At 53.0% G+C, this 13830-nt stretch carries 11 protein-coding genes; 3 read left to right on the forward strand and 8 right to left on the reverse strand.

What is annotated here, in order from left to right:
* The first annotated feature begins 50 nt into the window (after positions 1-50).
* Entirely contained in the window at positions 51-995 is a 945-nt protein-coding gene (locus ACFQO0_RS11685; protein ID WP_382234807.1) for a sensor domain-containing diguanylate cyclase, read from the forward strand.
* Between the two features lie 2 nt (positions 996-997).
* On the opposite strand, the gene ACFQO0_RS11690 is transcribed toward ACFQO0_RS11685, so the two are convergent.
* Positions 998-3124, reverse strand: coding sequence for a diguanylate cyclase domain-containing protein (locus ACFQO0_RS11690; protein ID WP_382234809.1), 2127 nt, complete (start codon positions 3122-3124; stop codon positions 998-1000).
* A 239-nt stretch (positions 3125-3363) separates the two neighbouring features.
* On the opposite strand from ACFQO0_RS11690, the gene ACFQO0_RS11695 reads away from it, so the two are divergent.
* On the forward strand, positions 3364-4434 hold the full coding sequence (locus tag ACFQO0_RS11695) for a flavodoxin family protein (RefSeq protein WP_382234811.1): 1071 nt from the start codon (positions 3364-3366) through the stop codon (positions 4432-4434).
* Positions 4435-4656: 222 nt separating this feature from the next.
* Complete coding sequence (locus ACFQO0_RS11700) at positions 4657-4857, forward strand: hypothetical protein (protein WP_382234813.1); 201 nt, start codon at positions 4657-4659, stop codon at positions 4855-4857.
* Between the two features lie 95 nt (positions 4858-4952).
* Here ACFQO0_RS11700 and ggt (ACFQO0_RS11705) read toward each other — a convergent pair whose 3' ends face one another.
* The 7 genes from ggt (ACFQO0_RS11705) to ACFQO0_RS11735 all read right to left on the reverse strand — a co-directional run bounded on the left by ggt (ACFQO0_RS11705) (position 4953) and on the right by ACFQO0_RS11735 (position 13692).
* Positions 4953-6647, reverse strand: coding sequence for a gamma-glutamyltransferase (gene ggt, locus ACFQO0_RS11705; RefSeq protein WP_382234815.1), 1695 nt, complete (start codon positions 6645-6647; stop codon positions 4953-4955).
* 133 nt (positions 6648-6780) lie between these two features.
* Positions 6781-7332, reverse strand: a complete 552-nt coding sequence (locus tag ACFQO0_RS11710; RefSeq protein ID WP_382234817.1) for a DUF1097 domain-containing protein — start codon at positions 7330-7332, stop codon at positions 6781-6783.
* A gap of 55 nt (positions 7333-7387) precedes the next feature.
* Entirely contained in the window at positions 7388-8710 is a 1323-nt protein-coding gene (locus tag ACFQO0_RS11715) for an amidohydrolase family protein (RefSeq protein ID WP_382234819.1), read from the reverse strand.
* Positions 8711-8748: 38 nt separating this feature from the next.
* Positions 8749-10344 carry a gamma-glutamyltransferase gene (ggt, locus tag ACFQO0_RS11720; protein WP_382234821.1) on the reverse strand — a complete coding sequence of 532 codons (1596 nt, stop codon included), beginning with the start codon at positions 10342-10344 and terminating at the stop codon, positions 8749-8751.
* A gap of 126 nt (positions 10345-10470) precedes the next feature.
* Positions 10471-11115, reverse strand: a complete 645-nt coding sequence (locus tag ACFQO0_RS11725) for a response regulator (protein ID WP_382234823.1) — start codon at positions 11113-11115, stop codon at positions 10471-10473.
* The gene (locus ACFQO0_RS11730) at positions 11112-12218 is read right to left on the reverse strand and encodes a PAS domain-containing sensor histidine kinase (protein WP_382234825.1); all 1107 of its coding nucleotides are present in this window, start codon (positions 12216-12218) and stop codon (positions 11112-11114) included. Before ACFQO0_RS11730 ends, ACFQO0_RS11725 begins: the two co-directional genes overlap by 4 nt.
* 10 nt (positions 12219-12228) lie before the next feature.
* Positions 12229-13692, reverse strand: coding sequence for a patatin-like phospholipase family protein (locus ACFQO0_RS11735; protein ID WP_382234827.1), 1464 nt, complete (start codon positions 13690-13692; stop codon positions 12229-12231).
* Between the last annotated feature and the right edge of the window lie 138 nt (positions 13693-13830).

A 13830-nucleotide genomic window follows, 5' to 3' on the forward strand; every position in this document is an offset into this window, starting at 1 on the left:
TCAAAAATCGGTACATACTTACGCAAAAATATATTAAAAAAGGAGACCAAATGGTTCATGATTTTGCTTCGGCGACTAATGCAATCATCCAGTTTTTACGTAATCGATTCGATCTCGATTTATGGATGATCACTCGCACGGAAGGCAACGACTGGATCGTCCTGGCGGTAGAAGAATCGTACTACGACGTCAAAGCCGGCAAGGTTTTCAACTGGTCCGACTCATTCTGTTCACGCATGGTTGAAGGCGTAGGGCCGCGCGTCGCACCACAATCGGATGCGATAGAAGTCTATAGAACCACACCGATTGCCTCCAGGATCAAGATAGGCGCTTACGTCGGCGTCCCGATTATGCGAGAAGATGGAACTCTCTTCGGCACACTGTGCGCAATCGACCCTCACCCGCAGCCGGAGAGTATCCGGGAAGAACAGAAACTGATCGAAATGATGGCAGACCTGCTCAGCAGCATCCTGCACAAGGAACTGGCGGTTGCCGATGCGACGCGGCGTGCCGAACGTGCCGAAGCAGAAGCAGCGCGCGATGGCTTGACAGCACTGTATAACCGCCGCGGCTGGGACGAGCTACTGATGCGCGAAGAAGATCGCTGCCGCCGTTATGGCAATCCAACGTGCGTGATTTCTATCGATCTGGATGCACTCAAGATAATCAATGACAGCCAGGGACATTCCGCAGGGGATCAACTCATAGTCAGAGCAGGCGCGGCGATCAATGATGTCATTCGCTTGAATGACATCGCTGCACGAGTAGGCGGCGATGAATTCTCCATCCTGTGCGTGGAATGCACCCCCGAGGATGCTGCAGTGTTGGTAGATCGCTTGCGTCGCAGTTTTGAGAAAGCCGCCGTGTCGGCCTCAATCGGCGTTGCCAGTCGTCATCCGGAAAAAGGCTTGATCGCGGCATGCGAGCAAGCGGACGCAAACATGTATGCCGAAAAGCGCAGCAAACAACGCTTACTCACATCGGACCATCACTAGGTTCAGACTATGACGGCGCGATTTTTCCCCATTTTTTTGGCGGCATACATTGCGCCATCCGCCAACGTGATCAATTGATCTGCGTTCGTTGGATCTTCGGGCCAGTACATGGTGATGCCGATGCTTCCCGATAAGGTAAGTGTTGCTGCTGTCAGCTCAAAAGGCTGTTGCAACGCCTGCAATATTTTCTCAGCCACTTCGAGTGCATCCGCATTACCGTTCAGCATTTCGAGCACCACGACGAACTCGTCTCCCGCCAGCCTTGCCACGGTGTCGGTGGTACGCACGACGCTCACAATGCGTTGCGCCAGCGTCCGCAACAATTCGTCGCCTGCTTCGTGCCCGTATCCGTCATTCACACCCTTGAAACCATCCAGATCGAGAAAGAATACAGCCAGCGGCTTTCCGATACGCTTGGTACGCGCCATCGATTCGGGCAACTTCAGCAACAAGGCACGGCGATTTGGCAAATCGGTCAACGCATCCTTCAATGCCATCGCCTTCAACGATGCCTGTTGTATTTGTCTTTCTGTAATGTCGTGCAGGAAGGCGATAAAACGGTAGCCCTGCTGTAGCGGCACAGTCGCCAATGCAATCTCTACCGAAAACTCGACGCCATCGCGGCGGACAAGAGTAGACTCCAGGCGGCGATTGAGGAAATTACTTTCGCCTGTGAGCAAAAAGCGATGCATATCCTGCTGGAGGCCATCCAGCAACGCCGCCGGTATCATCAAGTCTATGGCCTTGCGCCCAATCGCCTCGTGCCGCGCCCAGCCCAGCAAGCGTTCCGACTGATCGTTCCAGTCCACAATAATGCCGTCCTGATCCATTGCAATGAAAGCATCATTCGCATTTTGCAAAGTCGCGCGCAATTCTGCTTCACTATCCTGCAGCCGCTGTTGAATCAGCATTTGCTGCGCGAGCGACTCTTCCAGCGCCCTGGCTTTTTGTTCGATCTCGCTGGTACGCTCTTGCACCAGCTGCTCAAGGTTCTCATTCAAGGACTGCAAGTGCATGACATGCTGTCGTTCACGCTCCACCATGTTCGCCAGCGTCATCGAAAGCAAGTGCACCTCATGGTAGCCGTGCAGAATGGGAATGGCGTCTATCATGCCGTCTTCACGTTGTCGCATGATGGCAGCGCTCAAATCGTCCAGCGGCTTGGCCAGCCGCCGCGTCAAGCCAACAGCAACAATGGCGAGCAACAAGCCAATACCGCCCCCGACCATCAAAATCTGCTGCTGCAAATCGTGAAAGGTTGCCAGCGCCACTTCTTCAGGCTGACGTATCAATACCGACCACTTAAGTGAAGACTCGTTGGAGTTCGTGCCGGTCTGCGTATAGCCGGTCAGATAACGCCTTCCATCCGGCCATTTTTCAGAGATGGCACCGGCCTTGCCGGAGCGCGCCAAATTCAAACTGGAGGTATTGATCTTGGTTTCCTGCAGATAATCAGGACCGAGAATAATCATGCCGTCATCGCGCACCACCAGCACTTCAACCATATACTGCCTGTCGGCAGGGATCAGCAAGGCATCGGCGACACCGCGTGCCCATTGCCAGCTCAGGTGCACACCCAGCACGCCACGATATTCGCCATTACCGCGCCTGACAGGCAACGACACATCGACAAAGCGCCAGTTTCCCTCGATCTCGGGCAATTTCTTTTCGAGCAAAAGGGCAGGATGATAATCGCCGGTAAATAACTGCTGCCTGCCGTTTTGAAACCATGGCCGCGCGCTCACATCAACACCTTGCAACAGCCCGCCGGTAGAAGCAAAAACGACGCCGGATACGTCCGTCAGCCCTATCCACGCATAGTCGGTAAATTTACTTTGCAGATTGTCAAAAATTTGACGTATATCGTCAGAACTGTTCGCGTCACGCACTGTGTTCATATCCGCCACTACAAGCGTCTGATCAATGACGCGGTCAATACCGCTATCGAGAGAATCACGCATTTGCCATGACAATTGCTGCAGACGTTCATAAGCCTGCTGTTTAGCGTAACCCGTTGCGAAATGATCAACAAGAATCAATAACGCCAGCATCGTGACGAGGACAGTTGCACACACACCTATGGTCACCAGTGTGGCAAGTCGCAATCTGTCTACTTGTTTTAATCGCATCAGCGTGTCCAGTGTCTATTGCCTTGACGGCGGCCTTGTACCTACAAGACGATCCGACCATTGATTGAATTTAGCGCTATATGACATTTTAGGCGCTCATGTTCACCTAAACCGCAACTCTACACAAGCTGCACTCTGGTGCAAACTTTTCCCGGTTTATATGGTCTGTTCTGATGTGAGTACGCTTAATAGCGTGGATACACATGCTGCAACACCCCATCCCACAGGAAAAGGACGCCATGACCAAGCCACGCACAGGACAAGCTCCACCCAAGCTGGATCGCAATGAATTCCATCTACGTTTTTCAGGATCGTTCAAAGATCCGACATTTGACCTTGCACATGAGGCGATAGCGCAAATAGAAGAAATTGCATGGAACAACTACAGCCACTCACATAAAGCTCCATTCACAGCAAAAGCCGGCCCAGAGTTCGCAGATCCCGATTACGACTTGTCGGATGAATGGCGCGCCACCCGCGACAAATTACTTGCTGCTGAAGCACGACAAAAGGATTCTACGACGCCATCGCGCGTTTTATTGATCTGTGGCTCTGCCAGAAACGATGGCTCCTGCCCAGGCGAAATGTCCAAGACCTTCCGCATGGCTGAACTTGCACAGCAAGTACTGGAGGGCAGCGGCATCGAAGTGGATCTGCTCGATCTGAGCTTGCTCACTTCCGATTACGAACGTCATATTCATCCATGCAAGGGTTGCGTATCGACTGCGATGCCACTTTGTCACTGGCCATGCAGTTGTTACCCGAATCATGCGCAACGCCAGGTCAACGACTGGATGGCAGAAATTTATGAACAATGGACCGCAGCCCACGCGGTAATTATTCTGACACCTGTCTATTGGTATCAAACGCCTAGCGTCTTGAAGTTGATGATAGACAGATTGGTATGCGCCGATGGCGGCAATCCGGATCCAACTACCACCTCGGGTAAGAATGCGGAGAAAGCCAAGGCAATAGAACTGGATGGATGGTCGTATCCCAAACATCTTGCAGGCCGCGCGTATGGCGTTGTCGTACATGGCGATGTCGCCGGCATTGAAGGCGTGCGACGCGGACTATGCGATTGGCTGGACTGGATGGGCTTGATCGATGCGGGGGCACTTTCAAAACTGGATAGATACATAGGCTATTACGAATCGTATGCGGAAAGCCACGAGACGCTGGATCATGATCACGCGATGCAGGAAGAAGTAAAAAATGTCGCTAGGGCAGTAGCGGTGGCGGTGGTTGAACTCAGGGCTAACCACTTATCGGTTCCCGACAAAGGTCTTCGACTACCGCGACCAAAATAAACAAAAATCAGGTACGCATTAAAAAATCGAACTTTGAAATTCCCAAAAATATTCCCACGAATTCTTAACGCAATCTTCACGCAAAACATCGCTTTTCTCCTATGAAAAACGATAAAAAATAATTCGAAAAAATCGTCAACCACTTCATCCGGCTGGCGTTATGCACATACGAACTGAACATACAGTTCGCACTATTTTTTACTTATTTAAGAGAGCATACAAATGAATAAATTAATCGCTGCCCTGGTTGCCGGTCTGTTTGCCTCCACCGTTTTCGCACAAGCTGCTGCGCCAGCACCTGCTGCTGCACCGGCTCCAGTTGCTGCTAAAACTCAAGCGCACGCCAAGACAACAAAATCGAAAACACACGCAAAGAAACACACCAGCAAAAAGAAAGCAAAAGCAGCTGCTCCTGCCGCCTAAGCTGAATCGTTAGCTGCAAATAAAAAGACAGGCATCGCCTGTCTTTTTGTGCCTGGTCAGACCGGATACTGACCAGGCCATTTTGATTTTCCGATTCACACGCCCAACGCTCTGCCATCGCTGCGCGGATCGTGAGCACCTGAAAAGACGCCCGTCTTTTGATCAATCACAATCGCTCCCGGATGCCCTGACAACGGGCTTTGTGCAGAGATGACACTCATCTCATGACCACGTCTTGCCAGCTCGTTAAATACCTGTTCTCCTGCATCCTTCTCCAGCTTCAATGAATCGCGGCTATCCGAGAATGTTTTCCCCAACAGGAAGCGCGGTCGGGACAAGGCCGTCAAAGGGTCCATGCCGTAATCAATCATGCGCGTCAGTATCGTCGTCAAAGTCTGCGGCTGACCATCGGCGCCCTGCGTACCGTACAGAATATGTGGTTTGTCATTCTTCAGGTACATGCCCGGATTGAGGGTATGGAAAGGCCGCTTGCCGGCTTGCAAAACATTCGGGTGCTCGGGCTTCAGACTGAATGACGCGCCGCGGTTATGCCACAGGATGCCGGTGTCGCCCGCCATCACGCCACTACCCCAATCGAAGTAAACCGTTTGTAGCATGGAGACTGAATTACCTTGTGCATCGGTGGCGCCGATATACACGGTATCGCCAGTCTTGAATACATGCGGCCACGCCAGTGCGTATTCCATTTGTATGCTGCCGGCTCGCTGATCCAGGTTCAACTTCGATAGCAATTTCGCCGACGGCACATTCACGAACTCTGGATCGGCCACATAGTTGTTGCGATCGATGAAAGCACGCTTCACCGCTTCCACCAGCAGATGATAATAATCGGCGCTGCCTTCGGGAATCTTTTTCAAATCGAAGCGATCGAGTATGCCCATGATTTCCAGCGTAGTAATGCCTTGGGTAGGCGGCTGATTGGCCAGCAAAACACCATCGCGATAAGCGACGCGCAGCGGTGGCTCTATGCGCGCCTGCGTCGCGGCGAGATCGGCAGCTGTCAACGGCGAGCCCGCACTCTTCAAACCTTGAGCGATACGCTCCGCCAGTTTACCATCGTAGAAATCACGGTAACCACGCACGGCCAGCATCTCCAACGTATCTGCCAGTTTCGGCTGTTTGAACAGTTGCCCCACTTCCGGCACCTTGCCATCGACCATGAAGTTTTGCGCCACGCCCGGCAGTTCATTCATTTCTTTCTGGCGGAAATCCATCCAGAAACGTTCGGATGGCGAAACGGGAAAACCATTGCGTGCGAAGCCGATTGCCGGTTTCAATAATTCTGCCCAACTCTTGGTTCCTGCGAGTTCATTGCGGCTGATGTCAAAAGCCTTGCCCAGGGTGTCGACATTCGCAGCGGTTGTCAGCATCGATTGCGGACCACGCACCGGAATCGTGCCACTGTAATTCGGCAGCACAGCAGGTGCCTGACCGATGCCGGATAGCGTTCTGACTTTGCCATTGCGATCGCTGATGATCATGAAGGCATCGCCGCCGAATCCGGAAAAATGCGGATAGGTGACGTTCAAACACGATGCAATTGCAATCGCTGCTTCAAGCGCATTGCCACCTGACTTCAATACATCGAGGCCGGCAGTGGTTGCCAATTCATGCGGGCTGGTCACCATGCCCTTGCTCGATGTTGCCAACATGCTTTTAGATTTTGCTTCAAGCGCCATCGACAAAGGTGTCATGCTGCCTAACGCCATTGCCCCCGAAGCAGACAGGAAATCTCTTCTATTCATATTGGGTAAAAATCTGTTTCTCATATGCTCTCCGTATCCATGATGGAGACCAGCGGTGCGCACCATTTGCGGTCCGCACGCTGGCAAGCTTGTTTCATTTTTTCCCGAAAAAAAACCGCCATGAAGCACCGGGGCTAGATGGCGGCTGGGAGCACTCTCAAACTTTATTTTGCGCGTGACCGTGTGCTGAAGATTTCGGGAAGGTGTTTTCCAGCGGTACGTGACGATGCGAGAAATTGGCGGTGATCCATGCATAGACCGGGCCGATTGCATTCATGATGATCACGATATACAAAGCGGAGAATGGATCTTTTGCCACCGGACCGAAGCCACCGAACATCGTCGCAAAGAAGGACGCAAAGCCGAAGAACATGCCAGGGATAAAGCCGAAAAATGGTATGCGCGCCAACAACATCATGCCCGCATTCAGACAGAACAAAATCACCATCTCGGCAATCACCAGCGTGTTGCCGGAAAAATTCTTCGATGCGATGCCAAAACCTGTGACGACCAAAAAGCCGGCTATCGATCCTATCGGTAATGTCGGCCAGATGCGCTTGAGGTTGGCCGGTGTCGGCCCGCCCATTGCAAAGGTTCCGGCCCAGCTGATAAAGATCGCCCAGACTGGCAAGTGCCAGGGCAATTGCACCATCAAAACGGTAGTGACTGCGAGTAGTGATGCAACAACTTCGTGTGGTGGCTTTTTCATGTTTGTCTCCTGAATATTTATGGAATGTGATTACGGTATTTTTTTGCTGTAATTCTTATTTCGCAGCAGCAGCAGTTGTTTCCATCGCATGCACGTGGTCGGCATGATCGTGCTGACCGCAACAGCCATTGCGATGTATCTTGCATTTGTGTTCGGTGACCACGGTTATCTTTCCGCGTTTGATCACCCATGAACGTGCAGGAATATCGAGTAGCGCATCGGCGACTTGATAGGTATCCAGTATCACCAGGTCTGCTTGCTTGCCTACCGCAATACCGTAGTTGTCGCCTATGCCTATCGAACGTGCGGCATTGATCGTTCCCATATCCAGCACAGCCGCCTGATGAACCGGCGTACCGAAGGAAATCGCGTGCGCCAGCATATTGCCGATCACCAGCATGTCGGCCTTGCCGAAAGGCGTAAAAGCATTGCGGATATTGTTGGATGAGTAGGCGACATTCACACCGGCTTCATACAGCGAGCGCACCGGCGTCAAACCACGCCTGCGATTTTTCGTATCATTGCGTCCACCCAGATACAGATCGGTGGCTGGCAAAGTCACGATGCTGATATCAGCTTGCTGCAACAGATCGATGATCGGCTTCAGCTCTTCCGGCTCCAGTGAACCCAGGCTGGTGACGTGACCCAGCGAGACACGGCCGTTGTACCCAGTCTCTATGGCTTTTTGCGCGATATAGGCGGTCGATGCAAAACGCTGGTCTTTCGCGTCATCCGAAAAGTCGGCGTGCATATCGATAGGCGCATCGTACTTTTGCGCCATCTCGAACACCGTATCGATATGACGTTTGGTGTCATCCCAAGTCAATTCGTTGTACGGACAACCGCCGATTACATCCGCACCCATCCCCATCGCCTGCTCCATCAAATCAGTGGTGCCCGGCGATTTGATGATGCCTTCCTGCGGGAATGCGACGATCTGGATATCGAGCAGATCCTTGTACTCATCCTGCAATTCGAGCAAGGTCTCGACGCCTATCAAGCCCTGGATCAGATCCACATCGGGATGCGCACGAACCGCGACCGTGCCGTTCATCACAGCCATATCGAGTACCTGGCGCGAACGCTCAAGCACATCCTTGCGCTCCTGCTTGCCTTTCAGGATGCCGGTGACGCGTATCGCCTCTTCCAGCGTACCGAACACAGGCGGCATGCGTCTGTGCAGGAATGCTTTTTCCAGATGCAGATGCGGCTCCACCATGCCGGGAATAACAGCACGTCCTTCTGCATCGATTGCATCAGTCGCTGAGGCATCTATGCCCTCTTCTATTGCGACGATCTTGCCGTTTTTGATACCAATGTCCATCAGTGGTTTGTCATCCCACACGCGAACATTGTGTATTAACAGGTCCATCTCCATTACCATCTCCTCTGCATGTAACATGCAATAACTAACAGCTAAAAGCCGAGTGCGATCCCCTCGCCACGTGGATCGGCGCCACCTTCAAAAAATTCTGACCACGGCCCCGGCAAACGAACTGCCTGTGCCGTACCCATACGCGGAAACGGCCACTGCGCTGCCTCCACCGGATGTCCTTGTTCCTGCAATGCGTCGAAGGTCGCAGCCGGCGCGGCCGATTCGAGCAGCAACTTGTTTGAGGTATCGCCCCATGTACGACCGTACAACACGCGTGGCGCATCGATCGCCTGTTGTACGTTCAAGCCGAAATCGACGACACGCGTCACGATTGAAGTTTGCGTCTGCGGCTGCACTTCGCCACCTTGCGTGCCATACACCATGTAAGGCTTGCCATCCTTGAACAGCATGCCGGACATCAGCGTCGATGCGCTTTGCTTGCCCGCCTTCAATACGTTCGGATGGTCGGGCTGCAACGAGAAAAAGCTGCCGCGGTTTTGCATCAAGACACCAGAAACAGGATCCGTCACGCATGCGCCAAAGTCGAAGTACAGGCTTTGCACCAGGCCAACTGCATTGCCATATTTGTCGGCGATGCTGATGAAAGTAGTGTCGCTGCCGCCAGGGCGATTTTCATGTGTGCGTTTGGTATCGGCCAGCCACTCTGCGCGCTCGGCATTTGCAAGTTGTGGATCTAGCAATTGGTCGATCGGGATATCGGAAAAATCAGGATCGCTCAGATACTGATCGCGTTTATTGAACGCCCATTTGATCGCCTGAATCATCGCGTTGTAATACTCGGGCGAATTCTCATCCAGCCCGCTCAGATCGATGCCATTCAGGAAATTCAAAATCATCAGACCGGCAATTCCTTGCGATGGCGGCGGTACTTGATACGCTTGAAAACCGCGATAAGTCGTCGAGATCGGCTCCACCCACTTGGCGCGATATTGATGAAAATCGTCCAGCGTCAGCAGACCGCCCTGGCTCTTCAGATAATTGACGATGGAATGTGCGGTGTGCTCGTAAAAATGACGAGTGCCATTTTTCGCGATGCCTTCCAGCGTATCGCCGAGTGCGGGCTGCCGAAGGCGTTCACCCGCTTGATAGGCCTGGCCGTTGTTGAGGAAAATTCCGGCCGAGCCAGGGTCTTGACGGAAAACATCGGCATCGTCAGCGATCCAGCGACTGATGTCCTGCGTTACCGCTACACCTTCTCTCGCATAGCGAATAGCCGGTTCCAGCAAACGGGTTAAAGGTAGCGTGCCGTAACGCGCATGCGCCAGACCCCAGCTATCGACTGCGCCGGGCACAGTGATCGCAGCGCGCGGGCCGCGGTGCGGAATCGCATCCAGACCTTGATAATCATTGAGGGAAATATTCTTGCCGCAAGTGCCGCTGCCATTCAGAGAAGTCAGCGTGTTCGACTTCGCATCGTGGATCATCCAGAACGCATCGCCGCCTATGCCTATCATGTGCGGCAACACGACGCTCATGGTGGCTGCTGCACAGATCGCGGCGTCGACGGCGGTGCCGCCTTCTTTCAACACATCCAGCGCTGCGCCGGTTGCCAGATAATGCGCGGTGGCGACCATGCCGTTTTCGGCATAACTGACTGGGCGGGTGGTTCTCATCATTTCTCCAGGAATCGGGTTCATGGAAGATGAGCATAGTCAGGTTTGGTTCAGGCGGGAATCGGGATTGCCTGATTCGCATCTAGGGATTTTCCTAGGTGACGTACAGTCCTCGCACAGCTCACAAGGTCAATCGTAACCCTCATTGATCAAGCCGTGTTTCATCGCGTAATACACGAGGTTGGCCGTGGTGGATGCTTCCATTTTCTGCAGCACTGCCGCCTTGTGTGTGCTGATGGTTTTGTTACTAAGTGAGAGGATATTGGCGATATCGTTGACCGAATGGCCTTCGACCAGCATGTTGAAAATCTGAAACTCGCGTGCCGTCAGCTTCGTATGCGGCAATTCCGTTTCCGGCTTGTGCATCTGCTTGATCAGCTTGTCAGCGATCCCGGGCGAGACGAAGGTGCCACCTTCCGCCACCTTGCGTATGCCATCAATCAACTGGCTGGATGCGGTGTTCTTAGTGATGTAACCGGATGCACCGGCGCGCATCGCCTGCACCGCATACTGGCTCTCCTGATGCATGCTCAACACGAGTATCGGTAACTGCGGTTTGACGGCGGTGATTTGCTGGATCAGCGCAATGCCGCTTTTACCCGGCATCGACATGTCCAGTACCAGTACATCGACTTTCAGGCTCCGTATTTTTTGCAGCACTTCTTCGCCGTCAGCTGCCTCGCCGGCGACTTCCATATTCGGCACGAAGGAAATGATCTGCTTCAAGCCATCGCGAATAATCGCGTGGTCATCGGCAATCAGTACCTGAATCATTTTTGCTCTCCCGGAAAAGCTGGTTTTTCTTCCGCGGCAAACGCTGCCTTGGGCGCCTTGGGTATCCGCACTTCTATGCTGGTACCTGCACCGGCACGGCTCTGGATTTTCAATTTCCCGCCAAGCATGATGGCACGCTCGCGCATTCCCACCAAACCCAGACCATTCTCGCGCGATCCGCGCTTCAAGTGCATTCCCGCAGCCATCCCCTGTCCATCATCGGTAATTTTCAGCGTAATGAAATCCTTGCCTTCCTTTAACTCGACCACGACCGAAGTGGCGTGACTGTGGCGACTGATATTGGTCAGTGCTTCTTGCACGATACGGAAGATCGCGGTACTGATGTCGCGATGGAAGGCCTGCGTCGATGCCGGCAGGAGCAATTCATAAGCGATCTTGCTGCGCTCTGAAAACGATTCCAGCAGCCAGTCTATCGCTGACGGCAAACCGAGCTCATCCAGGATGGTCGGACGTAAATCGGCAGCGATGCGCTGCACCGATTCGACCGTCGAGTCAGCGATCTGCTTCAGTCCATGCACATTATTCAGCCATTCGGTATCTTGTCGTGCGTACTGTGTTTCCAGCACGTCAAGACCGATACGAATGGCGGTCAGCGATTGACCCAACTCGTCATGCAGTTCGCGGGAAATGCGCGTGCGCTCCTCTTCACGCACCGATTGCAGATAGGCAGACAGTTCACGCAATTGGGTACGCGACGCCAGCAATTCCTGTTCCGCCAGTTTGCGATCTGTGATGTCGCGCGAGATGCCGGTGGTACCGATGACTTCACCGGCTTGATTGCGTATCGGTGTCTTGATCGTGTCATACCAGCGCAGCGTGCCGTCTTCGGCATGGCGCTGCTCTTCATAGCGCAAACGTTCGCCCTGCTCCATCACGCGCCTGTCGGTATCGATGTATTCGAGGCCCCATTCTTGCGGCCATACATCTGCCGGGGTCTTGCCGATGATTTTATTCTCAGGCAAGCGACAAGCCGCGATGAAGGCTTCGTTGACCAGGATGTAGCGCGAATCCCTATCCTTCAACCACGCCTGGTCGGGGATATTGTTGAGGATCGCCTTCTGCAATTCATCGGCCTTGCTCATGGCTTGCTTTCTATTCTGTCGCGGGGACAACTACCGATATCGGCGTGACTACCGGCGGCGGCAGGCTTGCATCATCGCTGCGTACCGCATTCAAATCTTTCAGCAAACGCTGAAAGTCAGACGACTCTTGCATCAATTCTGCCGCTGCACCGCGTAAATCGGCTACCGTCTTTTTAGGAAGATACAAGGAAGTCTGCACATTCAGCAACTCCCTGCGCTTTTCTTCATCTTCCAGATTCTTGAGACCTATATTGATGTAGTACACATCAGGTGGCGTGCGATTATTTTTCAAGGCTTCTACCTTGGCAGATTCCTGCCATCTTTCTATCGAAGCCTGCATCGCACGTTCCGATTCCTGTGTGTAGCGTGCGATGGGAATATCGCTGACTGCACGTGCGACATCGCGAAAACCTGGCACATCACCACTCTGATCAATTGTATGATCCATATTGTTTTGCGCATTCACCACAATCAAAACCAGCTTGGTCATTTCGTCTAGACGAAAATCACGACGCACAGCCTGGCTACCTACCATTGTCTCCATATCCAGCATGCCTCGAATACTCAGATTGTCGGCCAAGCCACCATCCAGCAAATGGATAAACGGACGTTGTTCTCTGTCGAGATAGCTCAGCAATTCACGCGTACGTGAGCGTGCGGCAGCGAAAGACCAGCCGCCACCTTTGCTTTTCTCCAAAGCAAGCAATGATTCCGGCACCTGAAAATCACAATTGCCAGCGTAGTTCCACAACGTAACGGGAGAAAATACCAAGGGCACAGCGCTCGATGCCGCGACTGCACGTGCAATCGGAAACTTGCTCAAGTCAGAACAAATGAAATCAAATGATTCCTGCATGAAATCGAAGCGGCCGCCAGACGACATATCGGTCGCACTGATAATCACGAACGGCCCTTTGCGCTTGTTGATCAAATCGCTGAAAGTCGCTTTGTGAAACAAGGCCTCATCCAGCTGCTCTTCCAGCAAATCGGAGCGACCGAATCGCGGCGATGAGAGACGCCACTGGTTAGAGATCGAGATGACGCGACTAAGCACCTTGTCCTCGAAGTCCAGATTAAGAAATTTATCGTTGAACTCGCTCAGTACGCCCTCGCCGTGCAAGCCGTAATAGGCCGCCAGTATCGAACCGCCGGAGACCCCATAGACCAAATCAACTTCGTCGAACAGCCGTTCGGATTTGCCGTTCCATTCAAACTTGTTGCGCGCCAGTTCTTCCAGCACGCCATAACCAAGCGCAGCCGAACGCGCGCCGCCGCCGGAAAACATCACGACCACAAACATCTTGCTGGCGCCCGGTGCCAGGTTGATAGATTGCACGCGATAGCCGCGATCCGGCGTATGCACAACATTTTGTTCGTTCACATGGTAGTGCATCAGGCTGCAACCACTGGCGAGCAAGGCGGCCGACAGCAGTAAAGCAGCACGAAAAAAAACTGAATAAGGTAAGGGGTTCATGTTCTGCCAATTGTCGCGGAGACTCAGTCGCTGCTCAAGTGTGCGCTGAATTCAAGGAGTGTCGGCAGCATTATATCGATGCCGGACGAATAGCAGAACATGCGTGACTGGCGGATAAAAAAAGGCCCGGTATAAGCC

It is taken from the genome of Herminiimonas aquatilis (assembly GCF_042665175.1).
GTDB lineage: Bacteria > Pseudomonadota > Gammaproteobacteria > Burkholderiales > Burkholderiaceae_D > Oxalicibacterium > Oxalicibacterium aquatilis.

What these genes read in the sequence shown, in the direction of transcription:
- ACFQO0_RS11685 (WP_382234807.1), top strand. Translation starts at nt 51, where the DNA reads ATGGTTCATGATTTTGCTTCGGCGACTAATGCAATCATCCAGTTTTTA.
- ACFQO0_RS11690 (WP_382234809.1), bottom strand. Translation starts at nt 3,124, where the DNA reads ATGCGATTAAAACAAGTAGACAGATTGCGACTTGCCACACTGGTGACC.
- ACFQO0_RS11695 (WP_382234811.1), top strand. Translation starts at nt 3,364, where the DNA reads ATGACCAAGCCACGCACAGGACAAGCTCCACCCAAGCTGGATCGCAAT.
- ACFQO0_RS11700 (WP_382234813.1), top strand. Translation starts at nt 4,657, where the DNA reads ATGAATAAATTAATCGCTGCCCTGGTTGCCGGTCTGTTTGCCTCCACC.
- ggt (WP_382234815.1), bottom strand. Translation starts at nt 6,647, where the DNA reads ATGAGAAACAGATTTTTACCCAATATGAATAGAAGAGATTTCCTGTCT.
- ACFQO0_RS11710 (WP_382234817.1), bottom strand. Translation starts at nt 7,332, where the DNA reads ATGAAAAAGCCACCACACGAAGTTGTTGCATCACTACTCGCAGTCACT.
- ACFQO0_RS11715 (WP_382234819.1), bottom strand. Translation starts at nt 8,710, where the DNA reads ATGGAGATGGACCTGTTAATACACAATGTTCGCGTGTGGGATGACAAA.
- ggt (WP_382234821.1), bottom strand. Translation starts at nt 10,344, where the DNA reads ATGATGAGAACCACCCGCCCAGTCAGTTATGCCGAAAACGGCATGGTC.
- ACFQO0_RS11725 (WP_382234823.1), bottom strand. Translation starts at nt 11,115, where the DNA reads ATGATTCAGGTACTGATTGCCGATGACCACGCGATTATTCGCGATGGC.
- ACFQO0_RS11730 (WP_382234825.1), bottom strand. Translation starts at nt 12,218, where the DNA reads ATGAGCAAGGCCGATGAATTGCAGAAGGCGATCCTCAACAATATCCCC.
- ACFQO0_RS11735 (WP_382234827.1), bottom strand. Translation starts at nt 13,692, where the DNA reads ATGAACCCCTTACCTTATTCAGTTTTTTTTCGTGCTGCTTTACTGCTG.